Consider the following 16,289-nt stretch of genomic DNA (forward strand, 5'->3'; position numbering starts at 1 on the left):
GCCCCAACCCATTCCGGGCTCTCATGGCCCTTCAAGCAACGGTCGTTTAAGGCCGAAGCCATTGGGATTCAAGGCCTTTAAGGCCTCCTTAGGTGGTTTGCACGCACCCTGCGGATGGGGGTCACGGACCCCTTCTCCAGTCCAGACAACGCCTGTCTTTCAATTAAATTATAGCAGAAAACAAAGAACTCTACAACATTGGACCGCCTTGAAATCCGCTTATTTATAAGATACTTACAAGATTATTTAAAAAACGGTTTTTCGGGTTGGAGGGGCAGGAAAAAGGGCAAAAATAAAGGGCGCATCTTGAGGAGAAGAGGCTTTCATACAAGTGGAAGTTCAGAAGAGCGGTTCAGGCTTCCGGCCTGGGGAGATGCTCTCGCAATCCCGGTTGGCTTGCTCACCCCGCCCTGGAAGAACCCCTAACGGTACCAACTGAAGCTCATCTCCAACAGATGCGTCCTTTATCTATTTTCATAATACTCCTATTGTAAATTCTTGTCAAATTTGATTGTCGCATGTGTCCCCCTAACGGCTCTACTCGCCCGCCGGCCTTGTCTTCCATCTCCTGTGCACCCAGAACCACTCTTGAGGGTGCTTTCTTATCATCTCTTCGACCACTCTGGTAAACCGGGTTGTGTTCTCTATGGCATCCCGCTCCCTGTCGCCTGTATTTGAAAGGGACAATTCCTCCATTACCTCTAACACGTGGCCTCTACCCTTCCTGCATATGAAGGCCGGGACCACGGCAGCGCCGCTTGCCTGAGCGAGGTGCGCCGGGCCCTTGTTAGTGCAGGCCGGGACGCCGAAGAAGTCCACGAAAACGCCTTCAGAGGCCGCAACGTTCTGGTCGACGAGTATCGTGACTATCGCATTCGAGGCAAGGGCCTTCAAGAGCTTCCTCATCGCCCTCCGCTTGTATATCATCCTGTTGCCTGAGCTGCTCCTCGCCCACGTGACGAAGCGCTCGAAGGCGGGGTTATCTATCTTTCGGACAACGATGTCGAGGCTGTACCCCCTGTGGCCGAGGGCCGCGGCGAGAAGCTCCCAGTTGCCGAAGTGCGCGGTCAGAAGGATCACGCCCCTGCCGCGCGAGAGCGCCCTGTCGAAGTTCTCAAGGCCGCTGAACTCTACCATTTTTTCGATATCGCCGCGATCAAGCCATGGCAAACGCGTGAACTCGAAGAACATGGTCGCGAGATTCCGGAAGACCCCCCTCGCTATACGCTTCCTCTCGCCTTCAGCGCCGCCCAACGCGCGTTCCAGGTTCGAAAGAGCGACCTTGCGGTGCCTGCCAGAGAGGCGGTATGCCAACGCCCCGAAGATAGCGCCTAAGGGGCGGACCACCCGCACCGGCAGATGTCCGAGCAGGAAAGAGAGGAGCTTTAGAAGCTTAAACATCAAAACACCCCTCTCAAGATAGGCGCGACAGAGGAGTTGAGAAGGCCCTGGTCTATATCCACCTCGACCTTGAGAGCGAAAACCGGGAGCGTTTTTACAAGCCCCTTGAGCTTGACCGCGTCTTTTTCAGTGGTGACGATCATCTCGGCGCGCCTTTGCTCCATGCCCCTCGCGTCGGCTTCGGTATATGAATGGTGGTCAGGAAAATCCATGCTTTCGGCTACTTGAGCCCCGAGACAGGCAAGGCTCTCCTTGAACGACTCTGGCCTGGCTATCCCGGAGACGGCTAAAACCTTTTGCCCAAGCAAAGAGGCGAGCGGCAGCTCTTCCCCGGAGGCGATGTTGTACAGGCGCTCTGCCCTGTAGGCAAACGGGATGTAAGGGATGGAGTACTCATGGAGCGTCTCCCAGGTCCTTCCCACAGGGGCCCCGCCCTTTATCATTGCGAAATCCGCCCTCTTAAGAGCCGATACCGGCTCGCGAAGCGTTCCTCTGGGCAGCATATACCCGTTGCCGAAGCCTTCCCTGGAGTCAAGAAGGACGATATTGATATCGCGTTCGAGCCTCAGGTGCTGGAAGGCGTCGTCAAGAAGGAGGACGTTTGGCGAAAACCTCTCCATTATAAACTCGCCCCCCCTTACCCTGTCCGGGCAGACGACGACCGGCACTCCGGGTAAGCGCGAGGCCATGAGATAGGGCTCGTCCCCGGCCTCCCTGGGCCCCATCAGGATATCAAAACCGTCCGATACTACCGAAGGGCCCCTGGCGCCGCCCTTGTACCCGCGGCTTAAGATAGCGACTCTCTTTCCGTCTTTCTTGAAAAATTCGGCAAGGAAGATGGTTACCGGGGTCTTGCCCGTGCCGCCAACGGTAAGGTTTCCGACCGAGACGACCTTCACCGGGAGCGAGCGCGATCGAAGGAGGCCGAGCCTGTATGAGACAAGGCGCGCTCGCACGCCAAGGCCATAGAGCAACGAAAGGGGGTAGAGGAAGGCATGGGAGGCCTGGCCGATCTCCCGCGCCCTCATGCTCGCCTCCAATTTCCTGGCAATCGACACCCCTTACCTCCTGAGAAGCCCTTCTATGGCTTCCGTGGTGCGTTGGGCCGCGCCCCTGTTCTCCTCGACAACACCCCTGGCGAGCGCGCCGGTCCTCTTTTTCAGGACCTCGTTGGAAAGAAGGCTCTGGAGCGCCTCAGTAAGCTCGCCCTCATCTCTAACGCGTATGCCGCCGCCTTTTTTCTCAAGGAGCTCCGCCATTCCGAGATATGTCGTAAGATGAGCGCCGTATATGACGGGCTTGCCGAAGTACGCCGGCTCAAGGAGGTTGTGCCCGCCGACGCCCGGCAGCAGCGACCCGCCTACTATCGATATGTCGGAGAGCGAATAGACTGTCATGAGCTCCCCTATCGAATCGAGGAGTATTATTTGAGCCCCCCCGCCCCTGGAGCGCCTCGCGTAAGGAATACCCGTCTTCCGGATAACGGACTCGACGTCGTTAAACCTCTCCGGGTGCCTTGGGGCGATGATGAGCCTCAACCCCTTCATCCTGCCGGAAAGGGCCCTGTAGGACGAAAGGACGATCTCCTCCTCGCCAGGGTGGGTCGAACCGGCTACTATCAAAGACTCGCCGGCCCTCACGCCCAATACTTCCTTGAGGTTTTTTACAAACTGCCTGTCCATGATGGACGGCGAGAGGTCGAACTTCAGGTTGCCTGTAAGCTCGACGTTCTCAGCCGGGACCCCCACGGCAACGGCCTTTTCCATATCTTCCGCGGTCCTGGCCAGAAAGAGGCTCACGTCGCCGAAGACCTTTTTAAAAAGGAATGAGAAGGCGCGGAACCTCCCGGCCGACCTCTCCGAGATAGTGCCGTTTGCCACCACCACCGGCGCGCCGAGCTTCCGCATTGTCCTGAAGGCGTTCGGCCAGATCTCCTTCTCGACCGTAATAAAGAGCGCCGGCCTTACAAGGGCGGCTACCCGCCCTATCGACCATGGAAGGTCAAGCGGGAAGTAAATGAGCGCGTCGATGAGCCCCTTGCCCTCCTGCGCGGCTGTCCTGTTGCCGGTGGCGGTCACGGTGGAAAAGAGTATGCGGACGTCAGGCCGGCCGCGCTTCAAGGCCCTGAGGACCGGCAGCACGGCCTTTGTCTCGCCGACTGAAACGGCATGCACCCAGACCACCTTGCCCTTCCTCAGGTTCCTGAGCTTGCGCTTGTTGAGAAAGCCGAACCTCTCTGGTATGCCCTCCCTGTATTTTCGCGCGAAGAGCATCTTGAGGATAAAATATGGGAGGAGCAGCAGGGCTGATATGTGAAGGATGAGGTTGTAGAGGAAGTACGCCATTTACTCAGCTATTTTTCAAAGCGGCTGTCAGCTGTAGAGGTGGCCTCGACAAGGCTCTTTTCAAGGGCCGCCCTCGCCTCTTCCATCTCCTCGGGGCCTGCCTCAGCCCTGACATAAAGAGGCTCGCCGCAGACGAATACCCCGCGCGAGAAGGGGTACGGCATTATAAAGCCGTCCCAGCTGCCAAAGGTTTTTTTTTTGACGCCCCGAAGGAGATAGGGATGATCGGAAGGCCTGTGGCCTTGGCGGCCTGTATGGCCCCCATCTGGGCCTTCTCGCTGGGCCCTTTCGGTCCGTCAGGTGTTATGGCCAGGTCTTGTCCGTCCCGGGCAGCCTTTAAAAGCCCCTTTATACCGGCCAACCGGCCCCTGGTCGTGGAGCCGCGCACAGAGTCCATCCCGAATCCTTTGACCGTCCTGGCGATCAGCTCGCCGTCCCTGCTCTGGCTTACAAGTATGGAGATGCCGCCGCCCAGATAGCAGTAGGGCATCATGAGAAGCCTTCCGTGCCAGAAGGCGATGATGACCTTTGCGCCCCTGGCCGCAAGCTCCCGGTAGGCGCCGTAATTTACATACTCGACGCGCATCGTCGCCCGCAGGAGCCTTATTATCCCCCGCGCGACAAACGGCAGCGCCGCCACCATCACCTTTTCACTTATCTTAGCCATAAGAGAGCCTAACAGGATTGCTTTAGCAGGCTGTTATCAACAGCCTGCTAAAGATTATCACGATAGAGCTATTTTCTCAACGATAGTTGAAGGCCCGTGAAGACGATCCAGGCAGCCGCCTACCCTTCGAACTGCATCGAGTAGATGCGGGAGTACTCCCCTCCTGTTGAGAGTAGCTCATCATGCCTTCCCATCTCTATTATTCTGCCGCCTGAGAGGACTATTATCCTGTCCGCGCTCCTGACCGTAGAGAGCCTGTGGGCGATGACAAAGGTCGTCCTTCCTGTCATGAGGTTCGATATGGCCTTCTGCACCTCAAGCTCTGATTCGGTGTCAAGGGCAGAGGTGGCCTCGTCCAGGATAAGGATGGGCGCGTTCTTGAGGATCGCCCTGGCGATGGAGAGCCTCTGCCTTTCACCGCCGGAGATCCTCACCCCGCCTTCGCCTATCACCGTATCATATCCTTGCGGGAGCCTCGCGATGAAATCATGGGCGTTGGCCGCCCTGGCGGCAGCTGTTATATCCTCGTCGCTCATCTCGATAGAGCCGTAGGCGATATTGCGTTTCACCGTGTCGTTAAAGAGGATCACCTGCTGGGAGACTATCGCGACCTGCGCCCTGAGGGACTTGAGGGAAACTTCCCTTAAGTCCCTGCCGTCTATAAGTATGGAGCCGGAAGATACGTCGTAGAACCTGGGTATGAGGTTCACGAAGGTGGATTTTCCGGCCCCGGAGCTCCCGACGATGGCTATCACCTCGCCCTTCCTTACTGTGAGGTCTATATTGCTCAGGACCGGCTCGTCGCCGTATTTGAACCCTACGCCGCTGAACTCGATTGAATCCCGTACGCCGTTTATCGGCGCTCCGACGCTGTCGCGCTCACCGGGCCTGTCGATTAGCTCGAAAATCCTCGCCGCGGCGGCAATGCCCTGCTGAATATTGAGGTTTACGCCGTTAAGGGACTTTATCGGCTGGTAGAACATTATGACCGAAGCGAAAAACGAGATGAAGGTCTCGGGCTTCAAGGTACCCTGGCTTATCCTGTATGCGGCGTACCAGATCGTCACCGCGAAGGCGAATGCGCCGAGCGTTTCCATGAGCGGCGAGGATATCGCGCGGACCTTCAAGGTCTTTATCTGGTTCCGGGTGAAGCTCTCGTTCTCCTTCTGGAACCTTTCCGACTCGTAACCCTCCATGCAGAAGGCCTTGACTATCCTGACGCCCGATATGGCCTCGTGCAGGAGCGCGGTCATCGCGCCCATGGTCACCTGCCCCTGGGTCGAGACCTTCTTCATCCTGCGCCCGAGCTTCTGCATAGGGTAGACGGAAAGCGGCAGCGCGACAGAGGCGGCCATGGCGAGCTTCCAGTCGAGGCTCACGACGACCGCGCCGAGGATGATTATGGTGAGGCTCTGCTTCAATATCTGAGTCACCGCGTCGGAGGTCGAAGTCTGTATGAGGTTTACGTCGCTGGTTATCCTCGACGTGAGGATCCCGGTGGAGGTGCTCGAGAAGTAGCCGAGCGACAGCGTCAGTATATGGGAGTAGAGCTTCTTCCTCAAGTCACGCACAATGCCCTGCCCCACGTAGGCCATGAAATACGCCTGCCCATATGAGCTAAGCCCCTTTGCCGCCGCCACGGCGATGATGGCAAGCGGTATCGCGAGCATCATCTTTTCCCTGGGGACGGTGAAAAGGTCGAAGGGGATGAGCTTTATGGTATCCGGGCCCCCGCTTGTGAAAAGGAACTTCATCACCGGGCCGATGAGATAGGCCATCGCGCCGTTTGCGAGCGCGAATGCGAACATGCACGCGAAGGCCATCAGGAAGTGGCCCTTGTACGGCGGCATGAGCTTTAATAGACGGAGGTACGTATTCATGTCCGGCGCACCAGGTCAGGGCTTACGTGATAGTCATGGTAATCGAGATTGGTGATAAGGTTGTATATAGACCTCGCGGCCTTGTCCGCGGCCCCGCCCCTTCCAAGGTTTTTCTTTATCTCCATATAGCCCTCGATCATCGCCTCCCGCCTGGGGCCGTCGAAGAGGGATATGACCTCGCGGGCAATATTTTCAGGGGTCGCCTCCCCCTGCAGAAGCTCAGGGACGACCTTCCTTTCCGCGACGATATTCGGCAGCCCGGCGTAGGCAAGGCCCACGAGCGCCCTGGCTATGCCATAAGAGACCGGCGACATCTTATAGACTATGACCATAGGCGTCCCGATGAGGGCTGTCTCAAGGGTAGCGGTCCCTGAGGCGACTACGGAGGCGTCTGAGGCCCTGAGCGCTTCGTACATCTTCCCACGCACCACCCTTATGTCTGCCTTGGCGCCTTTAAGGGGCCCGGCAAGGAGCCCGTCATCGATGCTTCTGGCGGCTGGGAGGAGAAAGACGGTCTTTTTCTCTTTCGAGATCATGGCCGCCGCCTGCACCATCGGCCCCAGGAGCCTTTTGACCTCTCCTGTGCGGCTGCCGGGCAGAAGAGCCACTACCGACTCTTCAGCGCCTATCCCGAAAGAAGCCCTGGCCTCTTCCTTCGTAGAATCGCATCTGGCGCTATCCGCAAGCGGATGGCCCACATACTCGACATCGACCCCGGCCTGCCTGTAGAGGTAGTACTCAAAAGGGAAGACGACGAGCATCTTGTTGACCAGGCGCGCTATCTTCCCGAGCCTGCCCTTCCGCCATGCCCATACCTGCGGGCTTATGTAGTAGATAACTGGCACGCCGAGGCGCCTGGCCTCTTTAGCTATTCGGAGGTTGAAATCAGGAAAATCTATGAGCACCACCGCGTCAAAATGCTCACCGGCGAGCTGGCGCTTCAATGTCCTCATGGAACTTATTATCTTCGGGAGCCTGGCCGCCACCTCCACGACCCCCACGACCGAGACGTCGCGGGAGTCGAGGCCGACCATCCCCTCTTCCTTCATCCTCCATCCGCCCATGCCGGTAACGTTAAGGCCCGGTATGAGCTTCTTAAGGGACCTTATCAGGGCCGCTCCGTGCAGGTCTCCGGACTCTTCACCGCTTACAATAAATATGCTTTTATCCATGCTGCTTTCATCTCGATTTAATAACGATTAAGATACGGGGCCAGAGGCAGGCGCGGCAGCCTCTCTTACCGGCAGCCAGCTGAGCGCTGGACCAGCTCAGCCAGCTCAAGCGCCTTCATGCCGTCCATGCCAGAGACCACAGGCCGGGCGCCGGTTGTGATGGAGAAGAGAAAGCTTCTCAGCTCCTCAAGAAGTGAGTCCTTCTTCTCGACGGTTATGTCATCGTCCACCTGCCGGGCGACAGGCCCCTGCCCCGCTACCGTCCTCGTCAGGGTCAAGCCCTGCGTGGCGTAGTCTATCGAGACCATGGCGTCAGGCTGGACAACGTTTATCTTTCTTACGCGCTCTTTGGAGACGCGGCTTGAGGTTATGTTCGCAACGCATCCGCTTTGAAAGGTGACCCTCGCGTTCGCGAAATCAGCCTTGCCCGCAGATACGACAGGCACCGCCATCGCCTCTACCTTCACGGGCTCTGAGCGCGCTATCGAGAGCACGAGGTCCAGGTCGTGTATCATTACGTCGAGGATGACGTCCACGTCGGTGCTCCTGTTCGGGAAAGGGGAGGCCCGCACGGCCTCTATGTATACCGGGTCTTTTATCCTGTTCCCAAGTGCGAGCATAGCCCCGTTGAAGCGTTCGAGGTGTCCGACCTGGAGGACTGCCTTCGTCCTTTCGGCCTCATCGACAAGGGAGCGGGCCTCTTTCGACGCTGCGGTTATGGGCTTTTCCATCATCACGTGGACGCCCCTGGAGAGGAACTCCATCCCGAGCCGGTAATGGTGCTCGGTCGGCGTCACAATGCTTACGGCGTCCACCTTCCCTAAGAGCTCCTGCGGGGAGGTGAATGCCTTTGTGTTGACCTCGGCAGCGACCCCCGCCGCCCTTGCCGGGTCCGGGTCGACAACGCCTACAAGCTCTGCCTCTTCGAGCATCGCGTACTTTTGAGCGTGGAACCTGCCGAGGTATCCAACGCCTATGACCGCGACCTTAATCTTCTTCAGAGAGATCACCTTTTCTCTTCATCCTTTCGCGGGCGATCCCCCTTTTTGAGCCATGAATGAAGTCTACGAACCTCCTGGCGTGGACCGAGCCGGGAAGCTCCTTCTTTAATTCCTCCACGGCGTCGGAGGTAGAAAGAGACGACCTGAATATGATGTTGTAGGACCTCTTTATCTCGCCGAGCTCTTCCTTTGAAAAGCCCTGCCTTCTTATGCCGACAGCGTTGAGCCTGTAGACGCTGGCCCTGTTGCCTACCGCCATCACGTAAGGGGGGATGTCCTTGCTCACCGCTGAAGCGCCGCCTATTATGCAGTACGCCCCTATCCGCACGTACTGATGGACTGCAACGAGGCCGCCCACTATGGCGTTGTTGTCGATGCGCACGTGGCCGCCGAGGGTGGCGGAGTTGGCCATGATAATATTGTCGCCGAGCTGGCAGTCATGGGCTATGTGCACGTAGTTCATGAAAAGGTTGTTGCTGCCGCACTCGGTCCTGAGCTTGTCTTTGGTGGTGGCCCGGTGGATGGTGACGAACTCCCTTATAGTGTTGTTGTCCCCGATGATCGTCTCCGTCCTCTCGCCCTTGTAGCCAAGGTCCTGGGGGGGCGCTCCTATGGAGACGAACTGGAATATAGAGTTGTTCTTGCCGATGGCCGTCCACTTGTCTATTACGACATGGGAGCCTATCTTGGTGTTCTCGCCGATCCTTACGCCCTCTCCTATTACGGTGAACGGGCCTATCTCGACCCCTGGCGCCAGCTCCGCGGTCGGGTGGACGCAGGCCGTCGGGTCTATCCTCACTTCTTTTATCCTGGCTGCGGACTTGCTCATGATATGGGAATACCTTTCGTTATTGGATGGTGCTACTTCTCCATTATGGTCGCCAGAAGCTCGGCCTCGGCGACGAGGGCCCCGGCAACGAACGCCTCTCCCTTGAAGGCCCATATGGTGCCCCTGCACTTCGTGACGTTGAGGGCGAATTCTATGGTGTCCCCCGGCACGACTGGCTTTCTGAAGCGCGCCTTGTCTATGCCCATGAAGTAGACCACCTTGTTGCTCACGTCCGCGGACTTGAAGGCCAGTACGCCTCCGACCTGCGCCATCGCCTCTATTATGAGGACCCCCGGCATTATGGGGTGGCCCGGGAAATGTCCGGTGAAGAATGGCTCGTTTATGGTGACGTTCTTAAGCCCCCTGGCCGATTTTCCCGGGTCAAGCTCCAGTATCCTGTCGATCAGAAGAAAAGGGTAGCGGTGCGGGAGGATGTTCATTATCTCCCTCGTATCTATCATGGCGCCTCCTCTGGATGTCTTTTCACCGGCCTGCGTATCGGTCATATATCCCCCTGTTCCTTATCGGCCTTCAATGATTTTTCGATTTCGAGAAGCCTCTTTTCCATCTCACCCAGCTCCTTCTTGAGAAGAGGGAGCTTCGAATAGATATTCTGGGCGCGGAGCCACTGTGCGTGCGGGATGGCCGGGAAGCCCGCGAAGACGCTCCTGGACGGGATATCCTGCACCACCCCTGATTTCGCGCCTACGCCGACGTCGTCCCCTATCGTGATATGCCCGCCGATGCCGGCCTGCCCGCCGATCTGCACGCGGCTCCCCACCTTTGTGGAGCCGGCGATCCCGGCCTGGGAGACGATGACCGTGTCCTCGCCGATGGCCACGTTGTGCGCCACCTGCACGAGGTTGTCTATCTTCGTGCCCCTTCCTACGATCGTCTCTCCAAGCGTGGCCCTGTCAATAGTAACGCACGCGCCTATCTCAACGTCGTCCTCTATCCTTACGATGCCCCTTTGCGGGACCTTGACGTACTTTTGTCTGTCGCGGGCATAACCAAAGCCGTCGCTGCCGATGACGGAGTTGCAATGTATTATGACGCCGCGCCCAACGAGAGAGCCCTCTCTTATCGCAACGCCAGAGTAGATTATGCAGTCAGGGCCGATCTTCGCGCCCCTGCCTACGTACACGCCCGGAAAAAGGACGGTGCGCGCGCCCACGCTGGCGCCTTCTTCGATCGCGCAGAACGCCTGCACCGAAACGCCTTCACCGAGGCTGGCCCCTGGATGGACCTCGGCCCTTGGGTGGACGCCGGGAGCTGGAATGGGAAGAGGCCTCAAGACCTCGACTATCCTGGCAAAGGCGAGCTGAGGGTTCTTTACTATTATAAGGTTAAGGCTGGCGGGAGCGCCCTCTGAAACGACTACCGCGGTAGCGCGCGTAGAGGCGAGCAGGCCTGAATATTTCTTCTCGGCAACGAACGAGATGTCGCCAGGCCCGGCCTCCTCCAGGGAAGCAGCCCCGGTTATGACGGCCGCTCCGTCGCCTGCAACAATGCCGCCGACCAGCCCGGCGAGCTCTGCGATGGTCTTCCCTGGCATGGCGTTATTTCTTACCCTTGCTGTTGAAGGCCTTTATGACCTCGTCCGTGAGGTCGTATTCCGACGGGGCGTACAGGAGCCCTCCGACGGATTTCTCGAAGACGAAGGTTACGCCTTTTTTCTTGGCGATCTCCTCCACCACGTCACGGAGCCCCTCGATTATCTTCGCCTCTGTCTCCTGCTTTTTCTTGTTGAGGCGCTCTCCGTAGTCCATGAACTTCTTCTGGAACTCGCCTGTCCTGGCCTTGAACTCCTTTTCCTTGGCTTCCCTCGTCTCCTTGTTCCAGACACTCGCCTTCTTGTCCAGATCGTCCTTGAGCTTCTTTAAGGACTCCTGCTCCTTGTTGAGCTCTTCCTCGAGCTTCTCGGCCTCGGCCTTGATGTCCTCCTTGGCCTTCACCCCGGCATCGCACTGGTTGAGCGCCTTCTGCAGATTGGCGTAGCCTATTTTTATCTCGGCTGAAAACGCCTGGCCCGAAAGCAGAAATACGGAAACGAATATGGCGGCGGCGATTACCCTTGTCATTTTCATCATTATCATTTTCTCCTTTGTTATATGCGCGTCAGAACAGGGTCCCGATGGCGAAATCCCATTCCGAAGCGCTCTCGTCGTCCTTTGGGTTAAGGTTAAAGCCCACCTCTATCCTGAGCGGCCCGAGCGGCGAGAACCACCTTATCCCCGTGCCGATAGAGGTCTTGAAATCGCCGAGGTCTATCCTGCCCTGGTAGGCGTTGCCCACGTCGAAGAAGACAAGCCCCCTTATGCTCTGCTCGGCAAAGAGCGGGAACAGGTACTCCGCGTTGACGGTCAGCATCGAGCTGCCGCCTATGAGGTCGCCGGTGGCCGGGTCCTTGGGGCTTACGGACCTCGTCAAGAAGCCGCGTATGCTGTTTATGCCCCCAAGGTAGTACCTCTCATAAACGGGGGCGTCATGCCCGTCGTAGCTATGCACATAGCCGATCGCGCCGTGGAGCGAGAAGACGGTGTCCCAGGCCATGGGGAAGAACCTCACAGCGTCCGCCTCGTATTTTACGAAGTAGCTCGTCCCGCCAAGCGGGCCGCCAGCGAACTCGGTTATCAGGTTCACCACCGACCCTTCAGACGGGAAGAAGGCGTCGTTCCTCGTATCCCTTCTTATCTGGAGCCTTATGCTGCTCTCGGTGCTCGCGCCTTCCTGCTCCTTTATGAGCGAAGAGGCGGTCTCTGCGACTTCGGTGATGAATACGTCCTCGAGCTTGTAGGTGATGAAGCCCCTCGTGTACCTGTTGGTTATCGGGAAGCCGAACCTCAGGTCAAAGCCCTGCTTCCTCAAATTGAAGTCGGGGTACTCCCTTTCGGTATTGTAAAGGTCCAGTCCCGCGGATATCGGCCTGTCGAAGAGCCATGGCTCGGTTATGCCGAATATGTAGCGGGAGCTCGAGGCGCTGACCGTGCCGGAGAGATCGAGCTTCAGTCCCGTGCCCATGAAGTTCGCCTGCGAGATGGAGGCCGTGCCTATCACCTTGTCGACCGAGCTGTAGCCCAGCCCCAGGGAGATGGAGCCGGTCGGCCTTTCCTTGACGCTCAGGCCCAGGTTCATCCTGTCGCTACCGCTGCCCCTGGTCTCGGTTATCTGGACGTCCTCGAAGTAGCCGAGCCTTTTCAGGTTACCGCGCGAGCGCTTGAGCTCTGAAGCGGAATAGAGGTCTCCCTCCCCCAGCTCGACCTCCCTCCTTATTACCTTGTCCCTGGTCCTTACGTTACCCGTGATATCTATCTTCTCTATGTAGACAAGCTCATCCTTTTTTATCTCTATGGTGATGTCGATGGTCCTGTCTTCGGGGTTTATCTTTGTCACGGGTTTTATCTCGGCGTAGGCGTAGCCCTTGTCGCCGTAAAACCCGGTTATCGCCTCTATACCCCTGGCCAGCTCCCTCCTGCTGAAGACGCGCCCACCCTCGAGACCGAGCTTTTCAAGCAGCTCCTCCTTTGACGCGAGCAACTCGCCGCTCAAATCGAGTGCGCCCACCCGGAACTGCTCGCCCTCGGAGATGTTAAGCGTTATGTAGAACCACCGCTTTTCCTCGCTCAGCAGCACGCGGGAATCGAGCACGTCGGCGTTTATGTAGCCGTTGTCGAAGTAGTGGTTCATCAGGATGGCGATGTCGTTCTGGTATATGAACTCGTTGAACTTGCCCGACTTGGTGAGGAAGGTGAAAAACCCGACCTCCTCGGTGTTCATGAGCCCCTTGAGCTTCCCGTCGGTGAACGCCTTGTTGCCGATGAAGGTTATTCTCTTTACCCTGACCTCCGGCCCTTCTTCTATCTTGAAGACGACGGTGGCCTCTACCCCGTCGGACTCGATGACCGGGTTGACCCTGGCGAGATAATAGCCTTCCTCCTCGTAAAGGGACTTGACCCTCTCGGCGTTCTCGGCCAGAAGAGTCCTGTCGAGGACCCTGTTCGTCTTGAGCGTTACTACCTCGGTAAGCTTTTCCTCTTTTATCTCGTTGTTCCCCCGGTACTCTATGCGCCTCAGGAAGGGCATCTCCTTCACGCTGAAGACGAGCGCCTTTCCCGCGGCGGTATCCGTCAGAGCGGCCGCGACGTCGTCGAAGTAGCCGGTCGAGTATATGCCCCTCACGTCCTCCCGGACGGTATCCGGGGAGAATGGCTCGCCCTCCTTGCTTGTAATCTTCTTCATGACCGCCTCGGTATCGACCCTCCTGTTGCCCGAGACCGTTATGCGGTCCACCGTCCCGCCCTTCTCGACAGGCCTTGCCAGCAAGGCGGCGCGCATCTCGTCGGCCATCTTGCCAGCCTTGCCCCTTATCTGGCGGACGAGCTCCGCCTCGGATGGCGAGCTTTCGTAGAAGAAGGCCTTGGCGGCCCTGTCTTTGAGGTCTAATACCCTCCAGTCCACGTTCGAGGTGGCGCCGATCCTCGTTACGGCGCCGAGCACGGCAAAATCCGCCTTCACGCGGGCCGCGAGGCCAAAGGCGGCCTCTTCGCCGAAACGGGCGGCCTTCTCCCTGAGGACCATCTCCATGGTCTCCTCGGTCCCGACCACCTCCACGCCGCTATCCTCCAGCGACGAGGCGAGCGCCTCCATTATATTCCTCCTGACGTTCGATATGTCCGCGCCTGCGTGCATATCGAACGGGAGTATCAGTACCCTTATACCCTCAGCCATGGCCGAGACGGGAAGCAGCATGATGACGAGAGCTAACAAACAAAGACGGAACAGGGCCAACTGCGGATACCTTCCAGACCGGAAACGGGTCTTAAATTTGTTGGTGACGATGGTGCTTACTTAAAACTTATTCCTCGCGGATACCTTCCAGACCGGAAACGGGTCTTAAATTTGTTGGTGACGATGATGCTTCCTTAAAACTTATTCCTCGCGGATACCTTCCAGACCGGAAACGGGTCTTAAATTTGTTGGTGACGATGGTGCTTCCTTAAAACTTATTCCTCCGTGATAAAACCGTCCGCCATCTTAAGCCGCCTCCCGAGCCGTGAGGCGAGCTTTTCATTGTGCGTCACTATTACCATGGTAGTGCCCATGGTGCGGTTAAGCTCAAGGATAAGGTCGAAGACCTCCTCGCCTGTCCTGGTGTCGAGGTTGCCTGTGGGCTCGTCCGCCAGCAAGACCTCCGGCGACTGCATGAGCGCCCTCACCACGGCGGTACGCTGCTGCTCTCCCCCGGAGAGCTCGCCCGGTTTGTGCTCCAGCCTGCCTTCAAGCCCCACCTCGACAAGGAGGCGGCGGGCCCTTTCGCGGGCGTCGTTAAAGTCGGTCCCGCCTATGAGGGAGGGGAGCATTACGTTTTCAAGCGCCGTGAACTCCGGCAGAAGGTGGTGGAACTGGAATATGAAGCCCACGGACCTGTTCCTGAAGGCGGCGAGCTTCTTATCGTCATACCTGAATACCGGCTCGCCGCTAAAATATATCTCCCCGGAGCTCGGCCTGTCGAGCGCGCCAAGGATATTGAGAAAAGTGGACTTCCCGGCGCCGGAAGCCCCAACCACCGCCAGGGTGGCCCCTTTTTCGATGGAGACGTCTATGCCCCTTAGGACCTCGACCTTTTTGCCGCCGTCCCCATAGACCTTCTTTAGCCCTTTTGTCCTTATGAGTTCCATTTTCCCCAGGCCGCTTAATACGGCCTTATTCGTACCTGAGCCCTTCGACGGGGTCGAACTTCGATGCCTGCCACGACGGGTACAGGGTCGCGGCGAAGCTTATTGCGATGGAGATAACGACGATGGCTATGACCACCGTGGGCTCGACCTTCGAAGGGAACTTGTCGATGTAATATATCGAGGGCGGGAGCACCTTGAAGTGGAATACCCGCTCTATGAACTGGACTATCCTCTCGAGGTTCATGGCCGCCGCCACCCCGACAATGGTGCCAAGGGCCGTGCCGGCTACCCCTATGATAAGCCCTTCTATCATGAATATCTTCATTATCCCGCCTGAGGTCGCCCCCAGGCTCTTGAGTATAGCTACGTCCTTGCCCTTCTCCATCACTACCATTATGAGGGTGCTTATGATATTGAGGGCCGCCACAAGTATTATGAGCGTGAGTATGATGAACATGGCGGCCTTCTCAAGCCTCAGGGCCGAGAAGAGGTTCCTGTTCATCTCCATCCAGGTCCGAGTCCAGTAAGGCCCCTTGAGCTCCATCATTATGCTGTCCGCGACTTCCTGGGCCTTGTAGATGTCCTTTATCCTGACCTCCACCCCTGAGGCCGCGTCTCCCATCCTGAAAAAGCTCTGGGCGTTCTCAAGAGAGATGAAGGCCAGGGATGAATCGTACTCGTACATGCCGAGCTCGAATATCCCCGCCACCCTGAAGGCGGCCATCCTGGGCACCGGCCCCGCCGGGGTCATTGTCCCCATGGGGGATATCACGTTAAGGACGTCGCCTACCGAGACGCCGAGGTTGCCGGCGAGCTCTCTGCCGATGACGATACCGGCGTCCCCGGAGTTATTGGAGCCGACAAGCCTTGGCTTAAGCCCTTCAAGAGAGCCTTCCTTCATCTTTCCGGGCAGTACAGTGACCTCTCCCGTGGTCTCCATGTCCAGGCCCCGGATCACCGCGCCAACGACACCACCGGAAGAGGAGATCATCGCCTGGTTATAGGTAAAAGGGGTGGCGCCTACTACACCGGGGACCTTGCGGACATCCTCGGCAACATCCCTGTAGCCGGCCATTGGCGCGCCAAGCTCGGTTATGACCACGTTGGCGTTTATGCCGAGTATCTTCTCCCTCAGATTCTCCTCAAAGCCCGTCATGACCGAGAGGACTATGATGAGGGCGGTTACGCCGACAGTTATCCCGAGTATCGATATGAACGTTATGACCGAGATAAAGGTCTGCTTCCTCTTGGCCTTTAGGTAGCGAAGCCCTATAAAGAGTTCATAAGAAGCCATTGTCCGTCAAACCATCCCTGCC

General features: G+C 57.7%; 13 protein-coding genes and 1 pseudogene. All 14 read right to left on the minus strand.

Annotated elements, in window-relative coordinates; translation table 11 throughout:
- Window positions 1-537 precede the first annotated feature (537 nt).
- Window positions 538-1,401 carry a hypothetical protein gene (locus A2V21_306715; GenBank protein OIJ73983.1) on the minus strand — a complete coding sequence of 288 codons (864 nt, stop codon included), beginning with the start codon at window positions 1,399-1,401 and terminating at the stop codon, window positions 538-540.
- Window positions 1,401-2,459, minus strand: coding sequence for a tetraacyldisaccharide 4'-kinase (locus tag A2V21_306720; protein ID OIJ73984.1), 1,059 nt, complete (start codon window positions 2,457-2,459; stop codon window positions 1,401-1,403). The genes A2V21_306715 and A2V21_306720 overlap by 1 nt, the downstream gene beginning before the upstream one ends.
- A 3-nt stretch (window positions 2,460-2,462) precedes the next feature.
- The gene (locus tag A2V21_306725) at window positions 2,463-3,746 is read right to left on the minus strand and encodes a hypothetical protein (GenBank protein ID OIJ73985.1); all 1,284 of its coding nucleotides are present in this window, start codon (window positions 3,744-3,746) and stop codon (window positions 2,463-2,465) included.
- An 8-nt stretch (window positions 3,747-3,754) separates the two neighbouring features.
- A pseudogene (locus A2V21_306730) lies at window positions 3,755-4,413 on the minus strand (hypothetical protein).
- 119 nt (window positions 4,414-4,532) lie between these two features.
- A complete protein-coding gene (locus tag A2V21_306735; protein OIJ73986.1) occupies window positions 4,533-6,293 on the minus strand; it encodes an ABC transporter permease in 1,761 nt (586 codons plus the stop codon).
- Window positions 6,290-7,465: a lipid-A-disaccharide synthase gene (locus A2V21_306740; protein ID OIJ73987.1), complete on the minus strand. Its 1,176-nt coding sequence runs from the start codon at window positions 7,463-7,465 to the stop codon at window positions 6,290-6,292. Before A2V21_306740 ends, A2V21_306735 begins: the two co-directional genes overlap by 4 nt.
- Before the next feature lie 65 nt (window positions 7,466-7,530).
- Entirely contained in the window at window positions 7,531-8,466 is a 936-nt protein-coding gene (locus A2V21_306745; protein OIJ75089.1) for a hypothetical protein, read from the minus strand.
- Complete coding sequence (locus A2V21_306750; protein ID OIJ73988.1) at window positions 8,453-9,295, minus strand: acyl-[acyl-carrier-protein]--UDP-N-acetylglucosamine O-acyltransferase; 843 nt, start codon at window positions 9,293-9,295, stop codon at window positions 8,453-8,455. The genes A2V21_306745 and A2V21_306750 overlap by 14 nt, the downstream gene beginning before the upstream one ends.
- 32 nt (window positions 9,296-9,327) lie before the next feature.
- Window positions 9,328-9,756, minus strand: coding sequence for a 3-hydroxyacyl-[acyl-carrier-protein] dehydratase FabZ (locus tag A2V21_306755; protein OIJ75090.1), 429 nt, complete (start codon window positions 9,754-9,756; stop codon window positions 9,328-9,330).
- Between the two features lie 41 nt (window positions 9,757-9,797).
- Window positions 9,798-10,850, minus strand: a complete 1,053-nt coding sequence (locus A2V21_306760) for a UDP-3-O-(3-hydroxymyristoyl)glucosamine N-acyltransferase (GenBank protein OIJ73989.1) — start codon at window positions 10,848-10,850, stop codon at window positions 9,798-9,800.
- A gap of 4 nt (window positions 10,851-10,854) precedes the next feature.
- Window positions 10,855-11,391 carry a hypothetical protein gene (locus A2V21_306765; GenBank protein ID OIJ73990.1) on the minus strand — a complete coding sequence of 179 codons (537 nt, stop codon included), beginning with the start codon at window positions 11,389-11,391 and terminating at the stop codon, window positions 10,855-10,857.
- A gap of 22 nt (window positions 11,392-11,413) precedes the next feature.
- On the minus strand, window positions 11,414-13,642 hold the full coding sequence (locus A2V21_306770) for an outer membrane protein assembly factor BamA (GenBank protein OIJ75091.1): 2,229 nt from the start codon (window positions 13,640-13,642) through the stop codon (window positions 11,414-11,416).
- 656 nt (window positions 13,643-14,298) lie between these two features.
- Complete coding sequence (locus A2V21_306775) at window positions 14,299-14,973, minus strand: ABC transporter ATP-binding protein (protein ID OIJ73991.1); 675 nt, start codon at window positions 14,971-14,973, stop codon at window positions 14,299-14,301.
- A gap of 25 nt (window positions 14,974-14,998) precedes the next feature.
- Complete coding sequence (locus A2V21_306780; protein ID OIJ73992.1) at window positions 14,999-16,267, minus strand: ABC transporter permease; 1,269 nt, start codon at window positions 16,265-16,267, stop codon at window positions 14,999-15,001.
- Window positions 16,268-16,289: the final 22 nt, after the last annotated feature.

The sequence above is a fragment of the Deltaproteobacteria bacterium GWC2_55_46 genome (assembly GCA_001595385.3).
Classification (GTDB): domain Bacteria; phylum Desulfobacterota; class GWC2-55-46; order GWC2-55-46; family GWC2-55-46; genus UBA5799.